The sequence below is a fragment of the Ktedonobacter sp. SOSP1-85 genome (assembly GCF_016587415.1).
Lineage (GTDB): Bacteria > Chloroflexota > Ktedonobacteria > Ktedonobacterales > Ktedonobacteraceae > Ktedonobacter.
This window is the reverse complement of the sequence record NZ_BNJI01000001.1, coordinates 1,031,133-1,058,054: the sequence shown is the minus strand read 5'-3', so window position 1 is coordinate 1,058,054 and position 26,922 is coordinate 1,031,133. Positions and strand designations below refer to the sequence as shown.

Sequence of the window (26,922 nt, the reverse complement as noted above, 5' to 3'; positions counted from 1 at the left end):
AAATGTTAGTTTACCTTCTTAGATTTTAGCATATTGTGATGGCGTTTTTAAAGATGCTTTTTTGCCACTTTCGCGCCTGCGACGCTCACGGGGTAAAATAATTCACGGCCAGGAATACGACGAATGCCGCATTCCTGGCCGTGAATTATTTTACCCCAGTGGTGAGAGAGGTGAAAATGCGCTCCTGGTATTGGGAAACAAAAATGTGCCAATGCCGGGAGCGCCCGCGAACAGAAAATGAAGTAAGGTTATCCCTTTAGGATTGCAGGGGGCCTGTCTGGTTGCGGTGGTGTTCCGCAAGTTCTTTTACGCGTTGGACATGGCTCTTGTGACAGATGACGGTCAGGTCGTCCATTTCTACGACGATTATATCTTCCAGGCCTATGGTGTAGATGCGACGCCCAGTGTTATTGAAGATGACTACGTTCTGGCTGCCAAAGCCGGTGTGGTTGCCAACGGCGTGGACTCCCTGGGCGTCGGCGGGGAAGAGGTCGCCATACTGCTCCCAGTTGCCCACATCGCCCCAGCCCAGGTCGGCGGGTATTACTACCAGGTTAGTGGTTTTCTCGAGGACCGCGTAATCGACGGTAATGTTTTCGAGCGTGGGCCAGAGCTCCTCGAGAATCTGGGACTGGTGATCGGTGGGGGCATTGACGATGGTATCGATTTTCTGGGCGCTGTCGGGGAGGTGTTCCTGCATCTCGGCCAGGAAGGCCGAGGCTTTCCAGATGAAGATGCCTGCGTTCCAGACATAATGACCGTCGCGCAGATAGCTCTCAGCCGTCTCGCGATTGGGTTTCTCCACAAATTTCTCGGCGCGGCAGGCCTGGTGTCCATGTCCTTCGCAGACAGCATCCGCGAAGCGGATATAGCCAAAGCCAGTCTCCGGGCTTGTGGGTTTGATGCCAATGGTCACGAGGCGATCCTGTTCCGCCAGTTCACAGGCCAGTTGCAGGGTCTGACGGAAGGTTGGTACATTGGCGATGACATGGTCGGCACTGAAGATGCCAAGGATGGCTTCGGGATCTTTATGCGCGATAGCGGCGGCTGCCCAGGCGATGGCGGCCGCAGATCCGCGTCCCATGGGCTCCTTCAAGATCTGGTTCGAGGGAACTGTGGGTAGATGTTCCTCTACGAGTGGGGCCATATGTTTCCCTGTGACGACCCAGGTCTGGTCCGCGGGAGCCAGAGGGGCAACGCGCAGGAGCGTCTCCTGGATCATGCTATTGCCAGTTGGTAGTGGCAAAAACTGCTTAGGGAAACTTGGTGTGCTGAGTGGCCAGAGACGTGTGCCACTGCCGCCAGCCAGGATAATGGCATAAAAGTGTTTCATGAAAAGGGGTCGCCTCCTCGCATGCTTCATTTTCTCTATAGGTGGCTTTAATATAAAGCGGTCAAACTCATAACTAAATACGAATTGATTGTAGCGATGTTGATAGGTCTCTGTCAAATAGCTAGGCTTTTTTCTCTGTAATATGCGCGTGGAGGAAAATTGTCGGGAAAAAACTACCAGGCTTCAGCTTAAAGGGGCTGATTGCCTGGTAGGAAAGGATGAGTTGGTACCCGGTTTTAGCGCTGTGCGCCAACGGGTGTGCGCTTGACTGTTACGGTCTGGGTAGGCACGGCAATGGTGGCATTGGCGGCAGCAGCGCGATCCTGGCGTTTCTGCATCTGCTCGGGGCTGATGCGATAGACGTCTTTTGCCAGGCCAAGTTTCTCCAGAGACCAGATCAGGTAGCCGGAGCAGTCAAACTGCCACCAGCGCAGGCCGTGGAAGGCCGAGCGAGGGAAGGCATGATGGTTATTGTGCCAGCCCTCACCGAAGCTGAGCAGGCCCACGACCCATTCGTTGCGGCTCTGGTCGTTGGTCTCATAGTCGCGGCGGCCAAAGATGTGGCAGACCGAGTTGACGCTCCAGGTAACGTGGTGGGTCAGGAAGATGCGGACCAGGCCAGCCCAGAGCAGGGCAGACCAGCCACCAATGGCGAAGGGGATAATCAGGCTTAACACAACCCAGAGCAGGAAGGTCTTGCTAACAAAAACCACAATCGGATCTTTTTGCAGGTGTTTGGCGTACTGATTGGGATCGGCCATGCGGTCCTTAAAGAGCCAGCCGATATGAGCGTGGAAGAAGCCTTCTACGGGACTATGGGGATCGCCCTCTTTATCTGAATATGAGTGGTGCTTAATATGGGTTGCGGCCCACTCCAGCGCGGGACCTTCCAGGGCCATGGAGCCGAGTACCAGGAAAATGAATTTGACAACCGGATGAGCGGCGAAGCTGCGATGTGTAAGCATACGATGGAAGCCGACAGTGACGCCAAGGGCAACAAGGGAGTACATGACGAGGAGAAGAGTGAGGTCCGTCGCGTTAATGGCCTTTTGCCAGAGCGTGGCAATCGCGTATACGGTAGCGACGAGAGGTCCAACAACCGCCAGGAGAACTATGCTTTTGTACGCAAGACTTGTCTTCAAAAAAACCTCCAGGTAAAACTCATCCGATCAGGAGAGCGATTTATAATTTCTTCCACGAGCTTCTTATGCGGAAACCAACGCCACTGCCGTGGCTAGCGCTTCGCGCTCAGGTTTCCTAATAGGAAGTACCTAAAGTGTTACTGATTCTTTGGAGTGGGGAGGTTTCATTTTTGTTTCACGAGTTTGAGTATTTTTGGCCATTTCGCTAAATCTGCTTTAAACTTGTTTTGCATATATGTGCATAGTTAATCGGTTTTTATTTGGTAAAAAGTTTAATCTCTTATTCTGTTAAGTGTGTAATACTTGGTAATTCTGTATCATCTGTGCATATTTTGCTTTTTGGCATCATTATGCTGGAATGGCGATATGAGATAAGCGTGGGGGAGTGATACTTATCTATGGAAGAATGCGTTTGTACATTTAAGATGGGAGAGCGGTGGATATAATTACAGAGATATAAAGAAAGTAAAAAATATACAGGATGAATTAATGTATGGAGAAGGATCAGGGATACCAGGAAGAGGAGCCACAGGAACCCTATAACGATGGGGGGACGCTGGGATATGGACAGAGTTTTGATCAGCAGCACCTCCAGATGACCCAGCCTTTACGCCTGCCGTGCTCGGCGCGAGAGGAGCGCCTGCGCTTCCTGAGCGAGCGGCGCCTGGCACGGCAGATGGGATCGCCGAAGCTGGGACGTTCTGGCCTGGTTGGGCGTTTGCTTTCTGCGTGTTCTGGGTGGAGAACGGTTGCAACCCATCCAGCGTATGCTCATCCGTTTGCGCCTGGCATGGTTATAATGGACCAGGCGTATAAGTATCTTGTCTCATCAGAGTAGTCAGAAAGTGGTGAGTGTGGTATGCTGAACCAACAATACTGTACAATAATACATAGTAGATACTCTGTAGAAATACAGTGCCAAGCTCGGAAACAGAGCCATTAATAATTGTAGAGTTTAATGACTGTGGAAAATCAAGGACAGCAACCATCACAACCAGTGCAGGGATCGTCTGAGCAGCAGGGGAATGGGTTTTATGGGTGGCAGTACGACCAGGACAACACTGAGATTGCGGGACCCAGGCCACCGGCGGCACCCTTGCCTCCGCGCCAGTTTGCCCCGCCATCACAGGGTGGTCTGCCACCGTCCCAGGGAGGGATAGCAGCTTATCCCGAGCCCCAACCGTCGCCACAGGCATATATCCCGCATAGCTTACAGCAGCCACCAGGTGCCTATCCACCTCCCGGGCCATACCAGGAGCAGTACGTGGATATGGGCTCCACTTTGAGCTATGGCCAGGGTATGGAGTATCAGTATTTTGATGCCCCACAACCCTCGCAGCCTATTGCTCAGTTGCGCCAGGAGCGTTTGCAGCAGTTGCGTGAAGAGCGCATGCGGCGTCAGCAGAGGCGTATGAAGGCTGATGTCACAACCATTATTCCCTGGCGTAGAAACCCACCCAGGCCTACACCTCCACCGATACCGGGCAGTAGGCCCTCGTTCCCTGATGCGCCGCTTCCTTCGGGGAATAACTATTCGTCCGTTCAGGCTGGACCTATCGCGCCTCCCCATTCCCCGCTCTCGCTTCCTGGACGTGAGGAGACCGGGCGGAAGAGTGGGCTATTGGGAATTTCACAGAAGCTGAAGACAGCGGGCACTTCGGCACAAGATACGGGAATGATCCAGAAGGCGGCCATTGGGCGCGCGACGATGATCCTGACCGTCGCTTTTGTGGGCAGTCGTGTACTGGGTCTCCTGCGTACTTCTATGTTCGCGTTTGTGTTTGGTGCGAGCAACGTCTCAGACGCTTACCTACAGGCCTTTCTTATCCCGGACTTAATCTTTAATGTTGTCGCGGGTGGCGCTCTGAGCTCGGCCTTTATCCCCGTGTTTACCAAGCATATGGTCGCGGAGAATGATGAGAAGACGGCATGGCATATTGCTAGCTCGGCTCTGAATCTGGCTATTCTGGGCATGGTGATTCTGGCTGGTCTCGCTATCCTTTTTGCTCCGGGCCTGGTGCCGCTGTACAACCAGGGAGATGCCGCGCATCTCGCCCTGATTACCTCGTTGACGCGTATCATGCTCCTGCAATCGATTGCGCTTGGGGCGGGTGTGATTACGACCTCGGTCTTGAATGCACGCCAGAACTTCCGTATCCCCGCGATTGGTACAGTATTGTATAACGTGGGACTGATCGCCGGTCTGCTGCCTGGTTTACTCCTGGCCTTCCTGGGGAAACGCAACGATACCTTCGCCATTTATTCTGCGACCTGGGGCGTGGTCATTGGCGCGGTCTTGCAGGTAGGTATTCAGGTGCCAGCCATCTTTAAGGTGGGTATGCAGTACTCTCCTAAAGCGCTTGACTGGCGAAATCCGAGCATTATTCAGATCGCGCGCCAGATGGTGCCACGTATCGTCAACGCCTCGATGCTGAGCTTTACCACCTTTGTAGATCGTAGCTTGATTGGTCTGCTCGCGGTAGGTATTGTCGCGGCCAATGCCAGGGGGGGCACGGATGGCCTGATCTCGCTGTACTATCAATCGATGCAGTTGATGCTGTTGCCATTGGGTGTCTTTGGTATGTCGGTGGCGACCGCGGCTTTTCCGACGCTGGCTGAGAACTTCGTAAAGGGTCGCCTGGACCGTGTGCGTAACACGATTATGGAGACGCTACGAGGCATTCTCTATATGTCGATTCCCTCGAGCGTGGGCCTGATCGTGATTGGTTTTCCCATCATCCAGGTACTCTTGCAGCATGGACGCTTCGACCTGCAAGCGGCACAGACCATGACAATCCCGCTGGCCTTCTTTGCCTTTGGCCTGGCGGGCCTGGCGGCTGTAGAGATCCTGACGCGCTCGTTCTACGCCTTACGTGACAGTAAGACGCCAGTTATTGTGAGTATTGGCCAGTTTATCTTCAAGATCGCCCTGGCGCTGTTGCTCATCAACATCGCAGTAGCCGCGAATGGTGGGTCATCCGGTGCCACTGCCTGGGGATTGGGTGTGCTGGCCTTCTCGACGTCGTTCGCAGGCTTGCTTGAGGCTATTATCCTGTTCTGGCTGTTGCATCAGCGTCTTGGTGGCTTCAACCTGCGTGACTTTGGTCTCTTTGTAGGGAAGGTGTTGGGGGCTTCGGTCGCCATGGGAGTCGCCCTGCTCATCGTCAATTTTGTGTTGGGTTTCCTGCTAGGCGCGATGGGTCACATCCATTTCTTGAGCTGGCTGGATACGACATCTACGCCCGCGCTGGGCATCTTAGGAACAATTGTCGCGATGATGAAACTGGCCGTGTTTGGCTTCGTGGCGCTCTTCGTCTATGTGCGCGTGGGACGCAGAATAGGTATTGAAGAGCTTGGCCCGGTGCGGCGTGTGCTTGATCGCTTGAAGCTTTCCTGGATCTAGCTCTGGCGTCTGCGGCGCTTGCCTGGGTAAATAGTAAGATACAGTAGCCCGCTACTTGCGTACGCGGCTACTGTATCTTACTATTTACCCAGAAATAAATTATGTGAAGGAATTAGCTATGAGAAGAGTGGATGTATCTCTGGTGGGCTTTGGCGTGGTGGGGAAGGGATTGGCCCGGTTGCTGTTGACGAGACGTGAGTGGCTTCAGGAGCAACGGGGACTCGATATGCGCCTGGTGAGTGTCGCCAGCGCGCGTTCTGGTTGTATCTATGCTGAAGATGGCCTGGATATCGCAGGCCTGCTGGCATTGGCGGAGCAGCGGCGTCCACTGAACGAGCTTGCGCATACTCGATATTTTTCCAGCACCCTGGCGGGAATCGAGGCGTTGAAGAGCGATATCCTGGTAGAGGCGACGGGCACGAATCTGCGAGACGGGGAGCCAGGGCTGAGCCATATTCGCGCTGCCCTCTCGCGTGGGCAGCATGTGGTGACGGCCAATAAGGGGCCAGTTGCGCTGGCTGGACTTGAGCTACTGCAACTGGCGCGCCAGAATGGAGTCGAGCTGCGCATGGAAGCAACAGTTATGGCGGGTACTCCAGTCTTGAGCACGGCCCTGGAGGGGATGGCGGGCGCGCAGATCATCGCGGCGCGTGGCATCGTTAATGGTACGACCAATTATATTTTGAGCGCGATGGCCGAGGGGCGTGACTATGCCGAGGTGCTGGCGGATGCCCAGGCACGCGGCTATGCTGAGGCCGATCCCACCGCCGATGTCGAGGGCTATGATGCCGTTGCCAAGGCTATGATTCTCTCCACATTGCTCTTCCAGCAGCCTTTAGGAGCCGAGCAGGTGGCGCGAACAGGGATTACAGGGGTCACCCGCGAGCAGGTCCAGCATGCGAGTGAGGCGGGGAAGCGTATTAAGCTAATCGCCTCTGTGTGGCGTATGAGCGGCGGCGAGGTCGAGGCGCGCGTGGAACCGGTTGCATTGCCTCTCAGTGACCCCCTGGCACACGTTGCGGGCGCGATGAATGCCCTTACCCTGGAGTCGGAGACGCTCTCTTCCGTGACGGTGATTGGTCCCGGCGCGGGAAGTATTGAGACGGGCCAGGGATTGCTCGCAGATATTCTTGCCATCGCAGGCGTCTAGATTTGATAGAGTTGTGTTAAAAAGAACTGGGTTGGCAGCATGCCAGCCCAGTTCTTTTTACTTTTCTTCTTTGTCTAGTTCTTCAACCGCATTCTCGCCCTTTTCTGCGTTCTCGATGATATCACCCTCCTTAAAGAGGATGCGCTGGGCGGCGACGCGCCATTTGGGGGTGCGGCGGAGGAGAAACTCCAGATCCATACTGAAGTGCAAGAATTCCTCTTCCTGGGCGTGTTGCATGATCTTGCGCGCCTCGGGGTCTTGCTCGACGGAGATGCGCTGTTGATACCAGTTGATGGCCTCACATTCTTCCTGAAGGGAGGCAATGAGGCGCGCAAAGGTACGTGTTTCCGCGGAGAGTTCTTGTGCTGGCTCGTGATACTGCTCAAAGCCCATGAAATCAGTCCTTTCCAGTCAGAAGATAGTGCTCTTTTTCATTATATCTTCTCTGGACTGCTTAAGCTCAAGTTTATTTTGACTCTTTTGAGGGGGTAAGCGCGCGCATACCAGGAATTTCGAAGCGAAGGCGCACGCTCCCGAAGGCGATCCAGTCGCCATGTTGCAGGAGTTCTGCCTTGAGTGGAGTGAGCACAAGTTCGCCCAGGCGTGTCTTATTATGGCTCTTAATATCCTCGATATAGAAGAAGGTCTCCTCAAAGCGAATGCGCGCGTGCTGGCGCGAGACGGTCTTGGTGGGATCGAGAGAACTGAGATCGATATCCGGAGTATAGCCCCGTTTAGGATCAACACGCCCAATAATGACATTTTTTCCGGTAATGGGGAGGCGTTCTTGCAGCTTGCCAGCCTTCTCGTAGCGCAGGTAGGCATAGATGCTTTGTTCCTCGGCCAGGGCGCGGATGGCCGGTAGCGGCAACGACTGCGCGAGGTCGGAGCTTTGGCGCTGAGTCTGCTGAGGAGTGTGTGGTGTAGAGAGCGCCATTTCGCTGGTGAGAGAGCTGCTGGAACGGCCCTGGTCGGCATCGCGTAGTGTCTCCTCGAACTCAATGGGCCTGGTGGCTGGCGGGAGGGCAACGCTTTGCAGCGCCTTGAGGAAGGCATTGACATTGGCGAAGCGGCGACCAGGTTCCTTGGACAGGGCGCAGTCGACGACGGCCTGCAATTCATCTGGCACATTATACATGTACTGTTTCATGCGTGGTACCGCGGTCGCACCCTGCATGACACCTGTCTCGGCAGGTGTATGGCCCACGAAGGGGGCACGCCCTGTGACCAGTTCAAAGAGCAGAATGCCTAATAGATAGATATCGCTCCAGGGGCCAACAGGCTGGCTGCTGAGGTGCTCAGGAGAGGCATAGCGTGGATCGATTGCGGCAAGGCTATCGCTGGCTGTGCTATTAGAGGCTCCCAGCGCTCTGAGGAGTTCACGCAGACCAATGTCATCGAGGCGAACACGATCTGTGAGACTGTTGTTGTCCATGAAGGTCTCGACAGTAACAAACTGGGGGCGTAGATCCAGGGCCGCGATATGTGCCTCGTGCAGGACCTTGACACCCAGCGCAAGCTGGTGAATAAGATCAAGCGAGCGCTGAAGATCGATGTTCTCATTGTCCATAGCGTGCCGCAGGGTCACGCCACGTGGTGGATCGGTAGCGATAAAGATGCGATTATTATCGACGCCCCAATCGGAGATATGAAGTAGATGTGGTGAGGCGTGCGCCCGGCGTTGTGCCAGGGGCTGGAGCGCCTGTTGGATCACATGTGGAGGGACGTTTGGCGGACAATGCAGCACATAGAGACCGACAACATCATTTGTATTGCGATTATAGGCCGTGTAGGTTGTCAGTATGCCATCGCTACTGAGAATTTGCCCTGTCCGATAGATGCCGCCAATAAGACGCGTATCACGCTGAGACATGCCAGTCCCTCCCATGGAAAAGAAGTTTTTCTGCTAGCACAGTATATACCGATGGGTGCGTCTTGTACAGCTACAAGCAGAAATGGACCTTCCTCAAGCGAGTTTCTTGCTTTCGAGATAGAGCATAGGAACAGTCATGCTTAACCCCCCAGATGCACTCGCCACCTGGTTTAGTTTGTGTTCTAGTATGGCAAAGATCTGCTCTTCATCCTCTGGATCGACAACCCGTCTCCAGCCATCTAAGAACCCAAATTTTGTAAGTGGATGATTGAAGAGTGCGCTCCCATTCTGATACCGGAGCTGGAATTGATCTTCTTTGAAGGTAAGAGGACGAAATCCATTTCTTTGTAAGAGATCAATGAGAGCTTCTTTGGTTCCTCTATGGGCTTCATTTCTTTCTAAGCGCTCCAGGTAGGCAGGCTTGTTTAGCTCTTTTAATGTGGCGCGAAACACTTCATAAAATTCGTGCATATGCCCGGCGAGATTGGTTGTAAGAACAAGATGCCCTTCGGGTTTGGTGATACGGAAGCATTCGGCTAAAACCGCGTTCGGATCACTAAAATTGTTGATCCCGAGATTTGAAACAATCATATCAAAGGATTCAGCCCGAAACGGAAGATGTTCGGCATCGGCCTCCAGAACCTGAACATTGGGTAATTGATAAACCTTTAACTTTAATCTGGCCCGCTCTACGGCCCCTTTCCAGCTATCAACTCCCGTTACCTGACAGGAGGCGCCATACATGTGGGCCAGTTCAAAAAGTGGGAAGCCTGTTCCACATGCCAGGTCCAGGACGTTCAAGTTGGGATGTAGCTCCAGATTATTCAGGAGCATTAAACCGAAGCGAGCCGCCCATAGCGAGCACTCATCAAATACTGAGGTCGTACCTGGCTCGTTGGGATCATAAATAAAGCGCAGATAATCTAACATGCTATCCTTTATCTTTCTTATTTGCTAACAGCCAGAAACCACATGCCGCGATGTGACTCCTGAGCATCGATTGTAAAGCCTGTAAGCTGGAGTTGTGTTATAAGCCAGGAAAGTGCTAAGCGAAGCTTGCGATAACTGCTCTTCTGGAGCGCCCACTGTTCACCCTGGCGTGTGTAGATCAGATCGTGTACTACCACACTCTCGGTTTCATAAGGCTGGAATACAGAAACTAATAGCAGCAGGAACGCGACCATCCAGGTCATGAATCGGGGCTGCCACGCAACATAGTCCTGGCACGGTTTCTTCATGATCATAGGCATAGCCCTGCGTGCGCACCTGATCTAGCTCGTGAAGTAGCTGCTCACGGGAGGTGATGGTCTGAGCCGTACGAGCAGTCAGCGGCAATGTATCCAATAAAGCGGGAAGGCGATAGGGTGCTTGAAAAGCCAGTAAGACTTTACCTACCCCTACCTCGTGGGCCGAGAGACGCGCGCCAACGCGCGAGAGGAGGATTTCAACGGCTGGTGTGGCCTGCAACTTTTCGACAAAGAGAACCTGGGTCCCATCGAGGACTGCTAGATGCGTAGTCTCCCCCCAACGTTCAACGAGTTCGCGCATGGCACGCCTGGCTTCAATGCAGAAAGCCGTATGCTCGACAAGCACCTGACTTAGCTCAAACAGCCGCCAGCCAAGTTGATAGCGCCCGGTTGGTGTGCGATTGAGAATCCCTTGTTCTGTGAGGCTGAGTAGAATGTCACCCATAGTGGACTTGGGCAACTGTAATGCCTCGGCAGCTTCACGTACCCCCCACTCTGGTTGCGCGAAGGAAAAGAGATTGAGGAGGCTGCCAACTTTCTCCATCAGATGTGGTTTCATAGCGACTCCTTCCGTGTCCACGATCCACCTGACCTGTGGCCTGCCTGGGCTGCACAGGTCTGTTTTCTCTGTCTGGCTTGCATTTAGTATAGACGTTTGAGTACACCTGGGACAAGAGCAATGTCCGGTATGACCGGACGCTCGCGTTGACGAGTTAGAGGAGTCACGAGCATACTAAGAACATGTTCCGGCAAGGATAAGCAGAGATGAGGCGAATTGTAGAGAAAGGAAGCGAGATGAAATCATCCATTTTCGAGCGCATGGAAGCACACGATTATGAACAAATTTACTTTTGCCAGGATCGGACATTTGGCTTAAAAGCGATTATTGTGATTCACGATACGACGCTGGGCCCTGCGATGGGAGGTATGCGCTTGTGGCCTTATGAAACTGAAGAAGAGGCGCTCACCGATGCTCTGCGTCTGGCGCGAGGGATGACCTATAAGAATGCCGCGGCAGGGATACCGTATGGTGGTGGGAAAGGGGTGATTATTAGTGATCCCAAACGAGGAAAAAATGAAGGCATGTTCCGTGTTCTGGGCCGTTTTATCGAGCGGCTAGGTGGATTGTACTTGACAGGCGTGGACGTTGGAACGACTGTTGAAGGCCGGGCCGCCGCATTCCCCTCGCCTTCAGGCAGGGGTTAGGCGGCCCCTCTCGCTCTATTCTAGCATGGTATGGCATACCATGCTAGAATAGAGCGTATGAGAGAACAACATACGAAGCATGCCATATATAAAATAGCATACCATTTTGTATGGTGTCCCAAGTATCGCAAGACTATTCTGGTGGGGAATATCGCCACGTTTATTGAGGAAGAAATCAGGCGATTATGTGAGGCGAATACTTGGGAGATCGGCGCACTCAATGTACAGGAAGACCACGTTCACCTCTTTTTGAGTGCGCCACCCGCTATTGCGCCCTCTCTCATTGTTAATACCCTCAAAGGGATTACTGCGAGACAAGTCTTTAAGCAGCATCCCGAAGTCAAAAAACAACTGTGGGGTGGGAATTTCTGGTCTCGCAGTTACTACGTTGGCACCGTCGGAGACATGACCGAGGAAACCGTCAAAAAATATATCGAGTTGGGACAAGGGACATGAGAAAAACGTACAAGTACCGTTTAGCTCCCAATAAGACGGTGGAGAACAAACTCCATTGGGTTCTGGCACGTTGTCGAGAACTCTACAATGCGGGTCTTTCCGAGAGGAAGGATGCTTACCGTATGGCGGGCAAATCGATCACCTACTATGATCAACAAAATGTCCTTCCAGAGATCAAGGCAAAGATCAGAGAAGAGTATCAGGATATCGCTGCTCATGTCCTGCAAGATGTGTTAAAACGACTGGACAAGGCATTTCAACGGTTTTTTGATCGCTGTGCCAAAGGCCAGAAACCAGGATACCCGCGTTTTCAGGGTCGTAACCGCTATAACTCGTTTACCTACCCGGACGGCGCTGGCTGGAAATTGGATCAACAAACACGCCCGCCTGATAAGAAGGGCATGGTCAGAGTCAATCTGAAATTGACGAAGATTGGAACAGTGAAACTGCACCTGCATCGAGACATGATAGGCAAAGTCAAAACCTTGACCATCAAGCGCGAGGGAGAGCATTGGTATGCCTGTTTTAGCTGCGAAGTGGACAAGCCGGAAGCCTTGCCTAGCAGCTATGAGGATGTAGGGATAGACCTGGGTGTGACTCACTTTGCCGCCTTGTCCAATGGTGAATTCCTTGAGAACCCGCGCCATTATCGGAGAGCAGAGAACAAGCTCAAGAAGCTACAAGAGTCCTTGTCTCGCAAGAAGCGCGGCAGTCATCGCAGAGCGAAGGCAGTGAAGCGCGTGGCAAAGGCCCATCGTAAGGTCCGCAATCAGCGTGCCGACTTCGCTCACAAAGCCTCAAGAAAGCTCGTCAATCGCTATCAAGTGATCGTGCTTGAGGATCTCACCATGGCCAATCTGGTGAAACAGCCCAAGCCGAAGCAGGACGAAGAGACAGGACAGTATTTGCCTAATGGGGCGGCGGCCAAAGCGGGATTAAACAAATCAATAGCCGACGCTGGTTGGAGTCAATTTGTGGGAATGTGTACGTACAAGGCAGCATGGGCCGGGCGTACTCTCGTACAAGTTGATCCTAAGTACACCAGCCAGATTTGCCCGAATTGCGGGAATGTAGGCAAGAAGACGTTAGAAGAGCGGTGGCATTCTTGTACGTGTGGGTGTGAACTGGATCGGGATACGGCCTCAGCGAAGGTCATCCTCGGTATCGGACGAAAACAGCTTTCGGTCGGGACGCGGCCAACGCGGGCAACTGCGTAGAAGCCTCTCCATTCTATGGGGAGGTACGTTCACGATATGGATATCATCCGTGCAGAGACGCGGCATGTTGTGACGGTTTCGGAGGCATGGGGCGGTCCAGGTGATACCTCCTCTGTTACCGCCCATGGAGTGTTCCAGGGGATACGTGCTTGTCTGGAAGAGGTGTATGGTAATCCCCAGCCTGAAGGACGTACGATTGCTGTGCAGGGTGTAGGGGGCGTTGGACGCGCGTTGGTGCATGCCTTAGTGGAAGCAGGAGCTAACGTCACGGTGGCGGATGTCAATCAGCAACATGTTGAGGCTGTGACAACGCTTTATCCGCAGGTACAGGTTGTGTCGCCGGAAGATATCCATCGGCTTGCTGTTGATGTCTATAGCCCCTGTGCATTAGGTGCGGGACTCAATGATCAGACGCTTCCTGCGTTGCGCTGCAAGATCATCTGTGGGGGGGCTAACAATCAACTTGCGGAGGAACATCATGGAGAGATGTTAGCCGAGCGGGGTATTGTATATGCGCCAGATTTTATTGTGAACGCGGGCGGGATTATAGTAGGAGCAGAAAGCCTCTCCCGTGGTGGCTTTCATCCGCAACGAGCGTTGAAGCAGGTGGAACGCATCTATCAGACCATGCGGAACGTTCTCTCCTATGCCCAAGAGCAACGGATCCCAACACACCAGGCAGCCGCTAGCCTGGCTGAGCAGCGCCTTGCGATGATACAGCAGGTGCAGCATCTCTCGGTGAATAATAACTAGAGCGGTGCGCATCTCGACGCCGCAAAATACCCTGTGTCCTTCAGGATATTTTGCAGCGTCGATCAATCGCTAAGAACTAGCTTTCTGCATAACGCTTTAAGGATGGTTAAGCGCTAGTTTTTAGCAGGAGCGAGCTCTTCTATTTCATTAGGTATATGCCAATGTTCCTGCCCATTTTGGTCGCAGTACCATTCGCCCCATTCCGCCATCTGGAGCAGGATTGACTCTAAGCTCCGCCCAAGTTCTGTTAGTGAATATTCGACCTTGGGAGGTACCTGGGCATAGACCTCTCGGTGGAGCACTCTTGCCTGCTCTAGCTCTCGTAATTGCATCGTGAGCATTTGCTGGGTAGCTCCAGGAATGAGCCGCCGTAATTCGCCAAAGCGCCTGGTTCCGCTAAGCAAATGCCAGACAATCATCGGCTTCCATTTTCCACCGACGATTGAGAGCGTCACTTCGACCGGGCACGCTGTTGCTTTCTGCATCTGCTTCATTGTTTATCCCTCCCAATAGTATGGTTTTACATACTACGTCAGATAAAATTGCGTACTTGTTTCTTTCACGTTTATCATCTATTTTAATTCTATCAAGAAGAGTGAGAGATGACAAGCGTCTTCTACATTTCACCTGGCTATTTTCGGTTACTCACTATTGCCTGGATGGACCTGGGAAGAGGTAGTAGCGAAGTTATGGCTAGAATGCTTCTCGTTTGACAAGAGTTGAAAAGGAGATCTTTATGAAAACGGTACGCATCGTCTCATTGATTGCACGAAGCGCCTTCATGCTTGCTATGCTGCTGGGACTTTTACTCTGGATCGCTCAGATATTAGATCTTTATATGCTTCTGAGGATACTGCTACAGATAGGTATGACTTACATTCACGAGACACTCGGCATTACAGGCGCTCTGGCCTTTATCATCCTTGCGTTTGTGGCTGTCTGGAAGCGCGAACTTCGGCTGCTGGGTATATTCAGCATGGTCTATGCGATCCTAGTCGCGGCCTTTGGAGTGACGCAGTCCCGGATTCTCGTGGGCAATCTACACTGGTTGATCCAGGTTGCTCACCTGCTGATTGGTATCGGCGCGATGTACCTGGCACGAGGAGTAGAGCGGCGCTATCGTCGCCTCACGCAGTCAGGGTCAGGGAGCCAGAACTCAGAGGCACCTGTGTTGCAGGTTATGTGATTTTACCATGATCAGGGCAGCTGAGCGATGATTCATCACTGCTCAGCCTGCACCAAACTAGATATAAAGAAAGAGAGATAATAATGGCAACATATGACCCAATGAATACTCCGCTACAGCAACAGATCGATGCGTTTATAGCTCAGACGCGGGATCAGATAACCGCATCCATGCGTGAACAATTACTACGCCCTATCCAACAAATTATCGCATCTAGTGGGGCTGAGAAGGCTCTCAAAGAGGGTGAACTGGCACCGGATTTTACGCTGCCCGATGCTCTTGGTCGCCCCGTGTCACTCTCAGGCCTGCTTAAGCAAGGGCCAGTTGTTGTGACCTTCTATCGAGGCGCCTGGTGTCCATACTGCAATCTGGAACTGCGCGCTTATCAGCAGGCTTTACCGCAGTTGCAGGCGCTGGGTGCTTCTCTGGTCGCGATTTCTCCACAGACGCCAGATCAGAGCCTTTCGCTGGCGGAGAAGAACGCTCTGACCTTTGAGGTTTTAAGCGATGTTGGCAACCAGGTTGCGCGAGAGTATGGTCTCGTTTATCGTATTGATGAGGCTGTGCACGCGGCATATCAGCAGATTGGTGCCGATCTGCCCGCCTACAACGGCGACGCATCGTGGGAACTGCCGATACCAGGAACCTTCCTGATTGATCAATCGGGAACGGTAAGCCTGGCCTTCGTCGATCCAAACTTTATTCATCGCCTTGATCCAGCCATCATCATTGCACAGCTCAAACAGCGCAAGGGTGAGTTGAGCCTGTAAGATTGGAAGGTCGCATGCAGCTTGAATTCGCAAAGGAGCGTACTATCAACCTACGAGCCTGCCTGAGGTATCCGTTGGTCAAGGCGTTGTGACGGCCAAAAAGCAAGAGCAGCCCTGGTGCATTGGTATGCACCAGGGCTGCTCCTGGTTGGCTGCTTATTTATAGAGCTTGGAGTCGACGTATTGTTTGATGAGATCCCAGTTGTTATCTTTGGGGATCAGGATACTTTGTCCATCGTTCGAGGTGCTGGAGGTCAGAACGTTATCGAAGCTGAGACCGATACGCGCGGTCTGCGGGCTGTTGAGATCCATCTTCATGGTAAAGAGGCCCAGGTCGGCGAGCGACATGTTGGTATAGATGGCCTTTTGCAGGGCATCCATCGCGTTGAAGAGGCTGGGCCAGCTAGAGAGCTGCTTCATCTTTGACAGGGCTGTCTTGATGATAAGCTGCTGGCGGATGGAGCGGGCGAAGTCGGTACCCTCAGCGGGATTATCGGTCACATAGCGGGCGCGGGCGTAGCGGATCGCGGTCTCGCCATCCATGTGTTGCATGCCTTTATTGAAGTGGACGGTAATCCAGCTGGCATCGACGTTGGCATCATCGTTTTTGGGATAGTTCGCGGTAAACGCGTCAGGCACATATACATCAATGCCGCCAAGAGCGTTGATCAGCTCGCGAAAGCCATTGAAGTCGATCAGCATCCAATTCTTGACATCGAGTCCAGTGATGGAGGAGAGCTTGGTTGCAGCCGCGTCTCCTCCTGCTCCGCGATCGGCACCATTGTTGGAGCCTACCTGATAGACAGTGTTGAGTTTTGCATAGTTGCCGGAATTGGAGGGAACCTGCACCCAGAGGTCGCGTGGCACCGAGACCAGCGAGGTATGCTGATTGCTGGGGGTCATGCTAATGACCACCATGGAGTCGGTCAGGTTTGTCCCATCGTGAGCGCCACCACCATAGCCCATAATGAGCAGGTTGACGCGGTCGCTGGTATTCATATAGCCTGTCTGGGTGGAGAGCGAATTTTTATTCGTTGAAATGGCCGAGCCAAAGGCCAGGACACGCTGACCTGTGTAGGCCCCGGTGCAGAGCAGGATAACGAGGAGCAGTCCCACTATCAGACAGCCAGGCGCACAACCAGAGCGTCTGCGCCTCGCTGGCCGGCGCGCGGAACCGGGCAGTTTTTCTCCGTTTTGCGCCTGCGAATAGGGGGGAGCGCCAGGAGTATAGGTTTCCGGGCCAGGAGTATAGGTTGGGGGAACTGGTCCGCCCTGTTGAGGGTAGCGTGGCCCCGCATTGTGTGAGGGATTATATGGTCGCCCCTGTGGCGGTTGGTTGGGCTGTTGGCGGGGGGCACATTAGCGTTATTGAAATTGCCCAGCACAAGCTTACCCTGAGGGTTCTCAGGCTGTGGTCGATTCTGAGGACCTCCAGGTGGATATGGTCGTGCGGGCATTGTATGATCGTCGTAGTAGTTATTATCTGACATGTATAATCAACTCTTTTCTGATCAAAATGAATGAGAAGGATAAAAGCGTTTTGCAAGTAGGTTATACCAAATTTTAATGACTCTATCTTCCAGGTAATAAGATCTTATTCCGAAGCCCAACGTCACTTGCGTGCCTAGCGCTTCGCGCTCAGGGTTTTCGGATCAGAAGTATCTAGATTTTTGTAAAGAAAGAACATCCTCTACAAAGATAAACGCATTGGCGCGTAAGAAGTTGCAAACCACTACTATTTTTGCTGCCAATTAAGGATGCTCTTGCTATCCTTCCCGTTGCGTGTCGCGACGATTTCCGCCATGATGGCCAGGGCGATCTCTTCAGGCGTTTTAGCTCCAATATTCAGGCCAATAGGGCCATGGATGCGTTGTAACTGCTCCTCGGTAATGCCTTCATTCTTGAGGCGTTCGGCGCGTTCCTCGCCTGTTTTGCGGCTGCCTATCGCGCCAATGTAGCCGACTTCGTGGGCGAGCAGGACCTTTAATGTTGGCTCATCGAATTTGGGATCGTGGGTCAGGACGGCGACGGCGGTTGAGGGATTGAGATCGAGTTTCTGTAGCGCCTCATCTGGCCACTCTACAATGATCTCGTCGGCATGGGGAAAGCGCTCTGACGTAGCGAAGGCCGCGCGTGCATCCACAATGATAACACGGTAGTTGAGTGTTTTAGCGAAGGTGGTGAGGGGAATGGCGATATGACCGGCCCCAACAATGATGAGGGTTGGCGGGGGTGCGAAGCCTTCAACAAAGACCTCGTAGGTTCCTGTGGGCAGTGTGATAGTATGACTCGCGCCCGTTCCAGACCAGGTGGCGCGCTCCGCAATGGGGAGAACCTGTTGATCAAGCTCCACGGAGCCAAGCGTGCCCCAGGGGGCCTGGCCAGGAAGGAATAAGAGCTTGGCGCCGATATGCTCAGGACCCTGAACGAGTGTGGCCAGGGCCGCGCCCTTCTGACTGTCAAGCGCACTCTTTAATGTGGTATAGATCTCACTCATGGTGCTTGTATCCCTCAAGTCCTGACGTAATAACGATGTGGTCTTACCAGTCGAGGCGTTCGACGAAGACGCGAATCGTGCCTCCACAAGAGAGGCCTATCTTTTCTAGATTATCGGCTTCACTAATGCCAAACTCAAGCAATTGTGGCTGCCCATTTTTGATGACCTGGTGGGCGGCGTGAATGACGGCAGGCTCGACGCAGCCACCACTGACGGAGCCTGCGATCTCGCCTTTCTCACTGACAGCAAGCTTGGCGCCTGGCAGACGTGGGGCGGAGCCGATCATACTGATGACGGTCGCGATGGCGACCTGCTCGCCTTGAGCGCGCCATTTTTCAATATCCGGTAAGACGTCGCGCATAGTGTGTGCTCCTTTCAAAGAGGGTGGCGTGATTATGTTACTGTTAGATCTTACGCCTGGTCCAGGCTTCCACTGCCTTACGTCTGCTGTAGGCGTCGCGGAGTGGACGGCTATCATCAATACTGGAGAGTGTATTACCCAGCGAGATCAGGCTGTCCAGGTTATGCGAAGGCAGGAAGTTATCGATATAGGGCAAGGCGGTCTTCATGCCGATGGTAAGAGGCCGATAATCGGGCGAGCCCAGCAGGGGATTGAGCCAGATCAGGCGGTGGCAACTATGTTGTAAGCGATCCATCTCCGCACGCAGGGTATCGGCCTCGCCACGGTCCCAGCCATCACTGATGACGAGCACGACCGCGCCTCGTCCCAGCACGCGCCTGGACCAGTGATGATTGAAGTAGTGCAAAGCGTCGCCAATGCGCGTGCCACCCGACCAGTCCTGCACCTGCTTGGAGACATCGTGTACCGCCTCATCGACATCGCGGCGCTTGAGCTGGCGCGTGACCCGCGTCAGGCGTGTGCCAAAGACAAAGGCCTCCACATTTTGCAGTCCATTGGAGATCGTATGGATAAAGTGCAGCAGCAAGCGCGAATAGAGGCTCATGGAGCCGCTAATATCGCAGATGATCACCAGGGGACGAGGCTTGCGCTTCGTCTCGCGCCAGGTCAGTTCGATTAGCTCCGCGCCATATTTCAGGTTGCGGCGCACGATACGGCGCATATCGGGATAGGAGCCGCGGCGCCGGGGGGCCTTGCGGCGTGTTGGACGCATGCCCAGATTCCAGCGCATCTCGGCCATTAAGCGTTTGGCTTCCTGCACCTCTTCCCAGGAGTAGTTCTCGAAGTCTTTCTGGCGCAGGCGTTCAATAGCACTATAAGCCCCGCTCTGAGGATCTCCCAGGTCGTTGTCGTCCTTGTTGCGGTCGCGCGCGCTTGTAGAGGGCTTACGCTCAGATTGACGCGGATCGCGCGCCATATCCTTGTGTTGCTCTTTGGCATTCATGTGCTCAGCCAGGCGCTTGCGCTCAGAAGGCGGTAGGCGCAACTGGCGCTGTTCGCGCTTGACCTGCTGGCCCTTGTCAGATTTTTTCTGATTGGGATTGTCGCGCACAAACCAGAAGTATTGATACATCTGCTCGAAGAGTGGCTCCTGCTCGTGACGCGTGAGCAGGCTACACTTAAGCGTGTTGTAGAAGTCATCCGGGCGGGTAATATCCACCAGGTTCAGGGTCTCGGCCAGGTCAATCATCTGGCGTGGCCCGACCTGGATACCCACTTCCCAGAGCAAGCGGCCAAACTCTGTCAGGCGATATAGTAGTTTCTCGCCGCGCTCAAGATCAATCGGGCGCAGAGGCGCGGCGATGGCTGCCTGCTGAGTACCATTGTTCTGGGGTTCGATCTGCATGCCTCTACACTCCTACAATTTTGCGAATGACCTTGCTGAGCTCGCCGCCGCCTCCGACTTTGAGCACATCGTCCTGATACTTGAGAAGCGCGCCCAGCGTATCACGTACCGTACCTTCAACGAGTTCGAGCTGATGTAGTGCGAGGAGTGAGCTTAACCAATCAAGAGTCTCGGCGATGCCGGGAGCTTTATACAGGTCCATGCTACGAATCTCACCTACGAAGGCGCAGACCTGGCGAGCCAGTTGCTCAGGGGCCTCGGGCATGCGCGCCCGCACGATGGAGTACTCTTTCTCCAGTGTGGGGTAATCGATCCAGTAGTAGAGACAGCGGCGGCGGAGCGCGTCATGGATCTCACGTGTGCGGTTGGAGGTAATGATGACGAAGGGTGGCTCCTGGGCGCGAATGGTGCCGATCTCTGGAATCGTAATCTGGAAATCGGAGAGCAACTCAAGCAAGTAGGCCTCAAACTCTTCATCGCTGCGATCCAGTTCGTCGATCAAGAGCACTGGCGGTTTTGCATTGGTAGGGCTGATAGCCTGGAGCAGCGGGCGCTGAAGAAGGAAGTCTGGTCCAAAGATCTCTTTGAGTTCATCCTGGCGACCCTGTGCCCCGCCCTCCATCAGGCGAATATGCAGCATCTGGCGCGTGTAGTTCCACTCATAGACGGCGGTACTGACATCGATGCCTTCATAGCATTGCAGGCGGATCAAGTGGGTATCGAGAAGGGAGGCCAGGACCTTCGCAATCTCGGTTTTGCCCACGCCGGGTTCGCCTTCCAGCAGAAGCGGCTTGCGACGCTTGAGCGCGAGGAAGACGGTTGTGGCGAGGCTACGGTCGGCTATATAGTTCTGGGCAAACATGGCCCGTTGGACGTCTTCAATTGAGGCAAGCGACGAGACGTTTGCCGTGGTGTTCTGAGTGGTCTCGATAAGATGTTCCTGCTCCAAGAAAGGCCTCCAGCTACTACCTTGCGGAAACCTGAGCGCGCTTGCCGTGCCACCTTTAGGTGGTCCCCGAATGGGGGAAGCGCTAGTCACGAGAGTGACGTTGGTTTCCGCATAAGTTCCTAGGGAAACTACAGCGAAGCACATATGTGTTCGAGGTGATAGTTGTATTCTAAGCTATGCGAACGCCTGTCTGCAAGGGAAGCGAACTCTCACTTGCGCCCTAGAGCGCAGAGAATGTTGGTGGGTGTATGCTCCTTGATCTGGAGTTTGGTATTGAAGAAGCCAATTTGAGTCAGGTCGAAGAGAAGTTGTTCGCCGATGGCCTTGAAGTCCTGATCTGTTTTGGCGTTGTGTGGCTGGAGGGTGAGCGCAAGCATTCCATCGGGGCGTAGTACGCGGTATAACTCGCGAATAGCGGCCTTGCGGTCACTCCAGAGCTGAACTGAGTTAATGGCAAAGGCCTCTTTGGCTCTCCCAAATTCCTCGATCTCCACCCATCCCTCCGCTCCGCACAGGGTGCCACAAATGGCCAAGATGATGATATCGCGCAATCGATGCCGCCTGGTTCGCTCCATCCGAGGGTCTTCTACTTGGGCAAAGATGCTTTCCAGATCGGATCGGTTGTTCTCTTCCATCTTCTGATCTCCTGCGGTTTTGGCCTATTGTATCACCTCCTCCTTCTTCTTCTTTTTGTTGATGCGTTTATTTAGATGCGATTGCCCTGTTAGTAAGAGGAGTGATCCTCTCCGCCAACCTGCAGGCTGGCGGAGAGGATCACTCCTCTTACTAATAAATTTAGCTGATGAGCAACTTGCCATCTTTGAGGAAGAGGGTATCATCGACCCAGACCTCGCCTTGCTGGCGTAGATCGCAGATCATATCCCAGTGCAGTGCCGACTTGTTGAGGCCACCAGTCTCGGGATAGCATGCGCCCAGGGCCAGGTGGATGGTGCCACCCATCTTCTCGTCGAAGAGGATGTTGCGCGTCCCGCGGGTGACACGGGGGTTGTTGCCAAAGGCGAACTCGCCCAGGTAGCGCGCGCCCTCGTCCATGCTGAGCATGTTCTCCAGGATATCCTGGCCCTCGCGCGCCGTTGCCTCGATGACCTTGCCATCCTTGAATACGAGGCGAATGCCATTGACGGGGCGACCAGCATATGTAGAGGGGATGTCGTACTGAATGACGCCGTTGGCGCTATTCTCAACCGGACTAGTGAAGAACTCGCCGCTGGGGAAATTGCGTTTGCCATCGCTATTGATAAAGATGCGGTCCTCAATGGAGAGAGTCAGATCTGTTCCCTCACCTACGACATGCACCTTCTTATGCCCCTTCAGCCAATCAACCTGGCTTTGCTGCCGCTTGGAAAGCTCTTTCCAGCGCGCAGCGGGATCTTCATCATTGAGGAAGCACACATCGAAGACGAACTCCTCAAACTCGCGCAGGGACATATTGGTATCCTGAGCGTAGGCCGTGGTTGGGTAGAGGGTCAGGCTCCAGCGGAAGTTTCCCTCCTGCTCGCGCTGGCGGAAGGTGCTCATAAGTTGACGACTAACCTGGTGGCGTTTGGAGAGGCGCGCGGGATCGATATTGCTCATGGCCTTGGTATTGCCACTGGCCATAATACTCAGGCGGGCAGTAATTTTATCGGCCAGGGCGGGCATGACAGGCGAGAGCCAGGAGAGTTGCTCATCGTTGGCCTCGCGTAGGTGGATCTCGTCCAGTTCTTCAAGCTGTATGAGCGGAACGGGGTAGGCTCCCGCGCGTAGGATCTCTTCATAGACTGCTGAAATAAGAGGGGCAGCCAGGGGAGTCGATTGAATAGCGACCACGTCGCCGGGTTTGATATAGAGGGAGTACTGAACCAGGGTTTTGGCCCAGCGTTCGATGCGAATATCGCGCATAAGGATATTACTCTTCTTTCCGTTTGGAATTGACTTTCTACATTATACAATGAAGAGGGCTACTTACGTACGCGCCTCCACTGGGGGCTTGGAAGCTGCTTAGAGGCATGTACTTTTAGGTAGTAAGTAGCCCTCTCCAAGCTGTGGTAAGCCATTAGGCCGTGCTGGACGATGCAACGCCGATGCCTATGACCAGGATCATGGCCGCAAGCCCGGCCCAAAAGCTTAGTGGACGTGGAAGCCTGAGTGAGAGGCGATTGTCGAGGGCATAAGAGCCCGGACCTGCCAACCCGAGAATGCCTGCGAGCAGGAAGAGCAAGAGTGCATATTCGAGGCCACCACTGGCAATCCAGAAGCCATGTGTCAGGTGAACTTTGAGGATGGCCACTAACATTGCGCCCATCACCGCCAGGGCTCCAAGAGGATGAAGGAGTCCTAGCAGGAGCAGGAGGCCGCCGCCAAACTGACTCAGCGCAGCGAGCAGCCCCCAAAAAGGTGCCGGGCGTAGCCCTAGTGCCTCAGTCAGCTTAATGGTCCCAGCCAGGCCAGCTCCGCCAAACCAGCCGAAGAGCAATTGTGTCCCATGCGCGACAAAAAGCAGCCCCACGAGGACACGAATAAGTGAGAGCGCCGATTTATAGGACATTTCGAGTCCCCCTTCCTTGTGCTTTTGAGTGTTGCCTATAGTCATAAATATAGTATATAAAAGAGGGAAGAAAAAGGAGGCTGCTGGGCTTGCAAGCCCAGCAGCCTCCTTTTTCTTCCCTTTGGCTTTACGCGCGTTCCAGGGCTTGCTCGATGGCGCGGCGGGTCATGACGGAGACCATCTGGCGGCGGTACTCGGGGGAGCCGTGGATGTCTCCGACCAGTTCCAGGCCCTCGGCGGCATGGCTGGCGGCTTCCGCAATGGTTTCGCTGGTAAGCTGTTTGCCGATCAGAGCCGACTCGGTGGCGCTGGCGCGGGCGGTCTGCATGGCGGCACCCGTGACAACGACGCTGGCGGCTGAGCAGGTGTTATCGCTATCGAGTGAGAGCACGGCGGCGCAGCCTGCGATCGCGTAATGCGAGGCGCGGTTGGAGAGCTTGGTATAAGCACTACCAGTCTTGGCGGCAGGTTTGGGGAAGCGCAGCTCGACGAGGAGTTCATTGGGCTCCAGGACGGTCTCGAATGTACCCAGGATAAACTCATCGGCCGAGACGGTGCGTTTTCCATTAGGTCCCTGAATGACCAGTTCGGCTTTCAGGGCCAGGATCACGCCGGGCATGTCCGCGGAGGGATCGGCGTGGGCGATGCTTCCACCGATGGTGCCGCGATTACGTACCTGCTGGTCCGCGATATGCGAGGCGCATTCGGGCATGAGCGGGAAGACGCGGCTCAGGAGGTCGGAGTACTCGACCTGGGTATAGGTGGTGAGCGCGCCGATTGCAATCACGTCGTTCTCTTCACGAATATAGGCTAGTTCTTGAATCTTGCTGATATCGATCAGATGCTCGGGCTGGGACAGGCGCAGTTTCATCGCTGGAATCAGGCTATGGCCGCCCGCGAGCACCTTGGCCTCGTCGCCATATTGTTGCAGGAGGGCAAGGGCCTCATCCACCGTTTTCGCGGGATGATAATCAAAGACTGCTGGTATCGACATACTGCTCGTATCTCCTCTTGAGTGTGTATTGTGTATGTTGGCCGAGGAACACTGCCATTTCTGACCAGGGTTCCTCAGCTAGCATGCTTTATCCTTGTTGGCGGTGGATGATCTTCCACAACTTTTCGGGTTTATAGGGCATATCAATGTGGTCGACGTTGAGCGCGTCCGCGATAGCGGCAGCGACCGCGGGCGTCGAGCCAATGGTGCCAGCCTCACCGACCCCTTTGACGCCCAGGGGATTGACCGGGCTGGGTGTGACGGTGTGATCGAGTTCAAAGGGTGGGAAGCCCTCAGCGGCGGGCATCGCGTAATCCATAAAGGTCGCGGTGAGGAGCTGTCCATCCTCACTGTATTCTACACTCTCCCACAGCGCTTGCCCAATACCCTGGGCAAGTCCGCCGTGAATCTGGCCCTGAACGAGCATCGGATTGAGCTGGCGTCCACAGTCATCCACGGCCACGAAGCGTGTAATCTGCGGCTCGCCGGTCTCCTGATCGATCTCGACGACGCAGATATGCGTACCGAAGGGGAAGACACAGGCATCAGGCTCGAAGAAGACGGTTGTCTCCAGGCCAGGCTCGATGCCAGGGGCGAGCGTATTTGAGGTATGCGCCACCGCGGCCACCTCGGCGAAGGAGACGGCCTTCTGTGGGGAACCAGCGACGCTAAACTTCCCATCTTCAAGCGAGATGTCTCCAGGGCTGGCCTCCAGCATATGTGAGGCGATGAGCTTCATCTTCTCTTTAAGCTTCTGTACGGCGTTGAAGACGGCTGAACCACCGACGGCGGTGGTGCGGCTGCCATAGGTGCCGCGTCCCTCGGGTGTAGAGTCGGTATCGCCATGCAGGATCATGACGTTTTCAACAGGAATGCTAAACTCGTCGGCCACGATCTGTGCGAAGGTCGTCTCCTCGCCCTGTCCATGCGGAGATGCCCCGGTATAGACCATAGCGGTCCCGTTTTGCTCAACGCGTACGCGCGCGCTCTCATAGAGGCCCACAGGTGCGGAGCCCTTGGGTCCGAAGCCGCAGATCTCAATGTAGGATGAGATGCCGATGCCCATAAACTTGCCAGCGGCTCGCTTGCGTTTCTGCTCCTCGCGTAGCTCTTTATAGCCAATGATATCCATGGCCTTCTCAAGCGCGCCCTGATAGTTGCCAGAGTCGTAGACGGCACCTGTCGCAGACTTGTAGGGGAACTGTTCCGGCTTGACGAAGTTGAGCAGGCGGATCTCGGTGGGATCTTTATGCAGAGTGTACGCTACCATATCCATGGCACGCTCGGCCACATAGGTCGCCTCGGGTCGACCGGCGCCACGGTAGGCATCGGTCGGTACCTTGTTGGTAAAGACGACATCGCTACTGAGATAGACGTGGGGAATATCATAGGAGCCGCCAGCGACGGGGAAGCCAAAGGCGGTCATGATCACATCCGTAAAGAGCTGGCTATAGGCTCCCAGGTCAGAGATGCCATGGACCTTGAGGCCGGTGACCTTGCCCTCACGCGTCGCGGCAACTTCTACATAATCGACCTGGTCGCGTCCATGGACTGTAGTGGCCAGGTTCTCGCTGCGATCCTCGATCCACTTGATGGGGCGTCCGAGCTGCATGCTGATATAGGCCGCCAGCGTCTCCTCGGGATAGACATTGAGTTTGGAGCCAAAGCCGCCTCCTACCTCTGGCACGATCACACGCAACTGGTGTTGCGGGAGATTCAACTGAGAGGCCAGAATGTTGCGCAACAGGTGGGGAATTTGCGAAGAACTCCAGACAGTCAGCGTCTTATTCGCCTTACGGTATTCCGCGAGCACACCACGAGTCTCCATCGAGGCGGGGGCGAGGCGTTGATTGACCAGGCGGAATTTCAGCGTGATGCCACCATTGGCCTCAGTCTCGGCGAAGACTTTGTCGATCTCATCGGTGGGCGGCTTCACATTCTGAGCCACATTCGTCCCAAACTCTTCGTAGAGCAAGGGGGCGCCAGGTTGCATGGCCTTCTCGATATCAATGGCTGCGGGGAGGGGATCATAGTCCACCTCGACCAGGTCGGCGGCATCGCGGGCAATATAGGTGTTCTCTGCAACAACGACCGCCACCGGGTCGCCGTAGAAGCGTACCTTGCCTTCCGCGAGTGGTCCGCGTACACCCATGCCATTGACGATATGGCCCACGGGAACCGCGATTGGAACATTGCCCACTTTGCCTTTAATATCTTCAGCGGTATAAACGGCGACGACGCCAGGATGTTTCAGGGCTGCTGACGTATCAATGCTAAGAATGCGGGCGTGACCATACGGACTGCGCACAACGGCCATATGGAGCGTCCCTGGGAGTTTAATGTCATCCACATAGGTAGCCTGGCCGGTGATCAGCCTGGGGTCTTCACGTCGTTTAATTGACGTACCAAGCATAGAAGCAATACCCATAAAT

General features: G+C 54.3%; 27 protein-coding genes and 1 pseudogene. 9 read left to right on the top strand and 19 right to left on the bottom strand.

Going from position 1 to position 26,922, the window contains the following annotated elements:
- Positions 1–256 precede the first annotated feature (256 nt).
- Together KTE_RS04725 and KTE_RS04720 are read right to left on the bottom strand one after the other, a co-directional pair.
- Entirely contained in the window at positions 257–1,333 is a 1,077-nt protein-coding gene (locus KTE_RS04725) for a mannose-1-phosphate guanylyltransferase (RefSeq protein ID WP_201379079.1), read from the bottom strand.
- A gap of 236 nt (positions 1,334–1,569) precedes the next feature.
- Positions 1,570–2,475 carry an acyl-CoA desaturase gene (locus KTE_RS04720; protein ID WP_201379077.1) on the bottom strand — a complete coding sequence of 302 codons (906 nt, stop codon included), beginning with the start codon at positions 2,473–2,475 and terminating at the stop codon, positions 1,570–1,572.
- A gap of 493 nt (positions 2,476–2,968) precedes the next feature.
- Between KTE_RS04720 and KTE_RS04715 the strand changes: the two genes are divergently transcribed.
- From KTE_RS04715 to KTE_RS04705, 3 genes are all read left to right on the top strand, one after another.
- Entirely contained in the window at positions 2,969–3,313 is a 345-nt protein-coding gene (locus KTE_RS04715; RefSeq protein WP_201379075.1) for a hypothetical protein, read from the top strand.
- A 126-nt stretch (positions 3,314–3,439) separates the two neighbouring features.
- On the top strand, positions 3,440–5,878 hold the full coding sequence (murJ, locus tag KTE_RS04710) for a murein biosynthesis integral membrane protein MurJ (protein WP_201379073.1): 2,439 nt from the start codon (positions 3,440–3,442) through the stop codon (positions 5,876–5,878).
- A gap of 118 nt (positions 5,879–5,996) precedes the next feature.
- Positions 5,997–7,028, top strand: a complete 1,032-nt coding sequence (locus tag KTE_RS04705) for a homoserine dehydrogenase (RefSeq protein WP_201379071.1) — start codon at positions 5,997–5,999, stop codon at positions 7,026–7,028.
- A 57-nt stretch (positions 7,029–7,085) separates the two neighbouring features.
- Here the strand turns inward: KTE_RS04705 and KTE_RS04700 are convergent, their stop codons facing one another.
- From KTE_RS04700 to KTE_RS04680, 5 genes are all read right to left on the bottom strand, one after another.
- Positions 7,086–7,421: a hypothetical protein gene (locus KTE_RS04700; protein ID WP_201371796.1), complete on the bottom strand. Its 336-nt coding sequence runs from the start codon at positions 7,419–7,421 to the stop codon at positions 7,086–7,088.
- A 73-nt stretch (positions 7,422–7,494) separates the two neighbouring features.
- Positions 7,495–8,901, bottom strand: coding sequence for a protein kinase (locus KTE_RS04695; protein ID WP_201379069.1), 1,407 nt, complete (start codon positions 8,899–8,901; stop codon positions 7,495–7,497).
- 93 nt (positions 8,902–8,994) lie between these two features.
- The gene (locus KTE_RS04690) at positions 8,995–9,831 is read right to left on the bottom strand and encodes a class I SAM-dependent methyltransferase (RefSeq protein WP_201379059.1); all 837 of its coding nucleotides are present in this window, start codon (positions 9,829–9,831) and stop codon (positions 8,995–8,997) included.
- A gap of 17 nt (positions 9,832–9,848) precedes the next feature.
- Entirely contained in the window at positions 9,849–10,028 is a 180-nt protein-coding gene (locus KTE_RS04685; protein WP_201379057.1) for a hypothetical protein, read from the bottom strand.
- Positions 10,029–10,038: 10 nt separating this feature from the next.
- Positions 10,039–10,707, bottom strand: a complete 669-nt coding sequence (locus KTE_RS04680; protein WP_201379055.1) for an IclR family transcriptional regulator — start codon at positions 10,705–10,707, stop codon at positions 10,039–10,041.
- A gap of 236 nt (positions 10,708–10,943) precedes the next feature.
- On the opposite strand from KTE_RS04680, the pseudogene KTE_RS04675 reads away from it, so the two are divergent.
- The 4 genes and pseudogenes from KTE_RS04675 to KTE_RS04660 form a co-directional block, all read left to right on the top strand.
- Positions 10,944–11,309: pseudogene (locus tag KTE_RS04675) on the top strand (Glu/Leu/Phe/Val dehydrogenase dimerization domain-containing protein); the annotation flags it as partial.
- A 102-nt stretch (positions 11,310–11,411) separates the two neighbouring features.
- Positions 11,412–11,810 carry an IS200/IS605 family transposase gene (gene tnpA, locus KTE_RS04670; RefSeq protein ID WP_201379051.1) on the top strand — a complete coding sequence of 133 codons (399 nt, stop codon included), beginning with the start codon at positions 11,412–11,414 and terminating at the stop codon, positions 11,808–11,810.
- Entirely contained in the window at positions 11,807–13,027 is a 1,221-nt protein-coding gene (locus KTE_RS04665) for a transposase (RefSeq protein WP_236600284.1), read from the top strand. The genes tnpA and KTE_RS04665 overlap by 4 nt, the downstream gene beginning before the upstream one ends.
- A 36-nt stretch (positions 13,028–13,063) precedes the next feature.
- The gene (locus tag KTE_RS04660; protein WP_201379044.1) at positions 13,064–13,780 is read left to right on the top strand and encodes a Glu/Leu/Phe/Val dehydrogenase family protein; all 717 of its coding nucleotides are present in this window, start codon (positions 13,064–13,066) and stop codon (positions 13,778–13,780) included.
- A gap of 113 nt (positions 13,781–13,893) precedes the next feature.
- On the opposite strand, the gene KTE_RS04655 is transcribed toward KTE_RS04660, so the two are convergent.
- Positions 13,894–14,274 carry a helix-turn-helix domain-containing protein gene (locus KTE_RS04655; RefSeq protein ID WP_201379043.1) on the bottom strand — a complete coding sequence of 127 codons (381 nt, stop codon included), beginning with the start codon at positions 14,272–14,274 and terminating at the stop codon, positions 13,894–13,896.
- Positions 14,275–14,516: 242 nt separating this feature from the next.
- On the opposite strand from KTE_RS04655, the gene KTE_RS04650 reads away from it, so the two are divergent.
- A complete protein-coding gene (locus KTE_RS04650) occupies positions 14,517–14,966 on the top strand; it encodes a hypothetical protein (protein WP_201379042.1) in 450 nt (149 codons plus the stop codon).
- A gap of 83 nt (positions 14,967–15,049) precedes the next feature.
- Entirely contained in the window at positions 15,050–15,736 is a 687-nt protein-coding gene (locus KTE_RS04645) for a peroxiredoxin-like family protein (protein ID WP_201379041.1), read from the top strand.
- A 156-nt stretch (positions 15,737–15,892) separates the two neighbouring features.
- Here KTE_RS04645 and KTE_RS04640 read toward each other — a convergent pair whose 3' ends face one another.
- The 11 genes from KTE_RS04640 to KTE_RS04590 all read right to left on the bottom strand — a co-directional run bounded on the left by KTE_RS04640 (position 15,893) and on the right by KTE_RS04590 (position 26,918).
- Positions 15,893–16,852: an LCP family protein gene (locus tag KTE_RS04640; protein WP_201379040.1), complete on the bottom strand. Its 960-nt coding sequence runs from the start codon at positions 16,850–16,852 to the stop codon at positions 15,893–15,895.
- A 2-nt stretch (positions 16,853–16,854) separates the two neighbouring features.
- The gene (locus KTE_RS04635; RefSeq protein WP_201379038.1) at positions 16,855–17,226 is read right to left on the bottom strand and encodes a hypothetical protein; all 372 of its coding nucleotides are present in this window, start codon (positions 17,224–17,226) and stop codon (positions 16,855–16,857) included.
- Between the two features lie 245 nt (positions 17,227–17,471).
- Positions 17,472–18,233, bottom strand: a complete 762-nt coding sequence (locus KTE_RS04630; RefSeq protein WP_201379036.1) for an XdhC family protein — start codon at positions 18,231–18,233, stop codon at positions 17,472–17,474.
- Positions 18,234–18,276: 43 nt separating this feature from the next.
- Entirely contained in the window at positions 18,277–18,594 is a 318-nt protein-coding gene (locus KTE_RS04625; RefSeq protein WP_201379034.1) for an XdhC family protein, read from the bottom strand.
- A 43-nt stretch (positions 18,595–18,637) separates the two neighbouring features.
- Positions 18,638–19,999 carry a VWA domain-containing protein gene (locus KTE_RS04620; RefSeq protein ID WP_201379032.1) on the bottom strand — a complete coding sequence of 454 codons (1,362 nt, stop codon included), beginning with the start codon at positions 19,997–19,999 and terminating at the stop codon, positions 18,638–18,640.
- A gap of 4 nt (positions 20,000–20,003) precedes the next feature.
- A complete protein-coding gene (locus tag KTE_RS04615; protein ID WP_374226798.1) occupies positions 20,004–20,861 on the bottom strand; it encodes an AAA family ATPase in 858 nt (285 codons plus the stop codon).
- 296 nt (positions 20,862–21,157) lie between these two features.
- Complete coding sequence (locus KTE_RS47340; protein ID WP_236600283.1) at positions 21,158–21,583, bottom strand: transposase family protein; 426 nt, start codon at positions 21,581–21,583, stop codon at positions 21,158–21,160.
- Between the two features lie 160 nt (positions 21,584–21,743).
- A complete protein-coding gene (locus KTE_RS04605) occupies positions 21,744–22,850 on the bottom strand; it encodes an aminopeptidase (RefSeq protein WP_201379028.1) in 1,107 nt (368 codons plus the stop codon).
- Between the two features lie 154 nt (positions 22,851–23,004).
- Entirely contained in the window at positions 23,005–23,496 is a 492-nt protein-coding gene (locus KTE_RS04600; protein ID WP_201379026.1) for a DoxX family protein, read from the bottom strand.
- A 127-nt stretch (positions 23,497–23,623) separates the two neighbouring features.
- Complete coding sequence (locus tag KTE_RS04595; protein ID WP_201379024.1) at positions 23,624–24,490, bottom strand: xanthine dehydrogenase family protein subunit M; 867 nt, start codon at positions 24,488–24,490, stop codon at positions 23,624–23,626.
- 88 nt (positions 24,491–24,578) lie between these two features.
- Positions 24,579–26,918 (bottom strand): xanthine dehydrogenase family protein molybdopterin-binding subunit, encoded by a 2,340-nt coding sequence (locus KTE_RS04590; RefSeq protein WP_201379022.1) that lies wholly within the window; start codon positions 26,916–26,918, stop codon positions 24,579–24,581.
- Between the last annotated feature and the right edge of the window lie 4 nt (positions 26,919–26,922).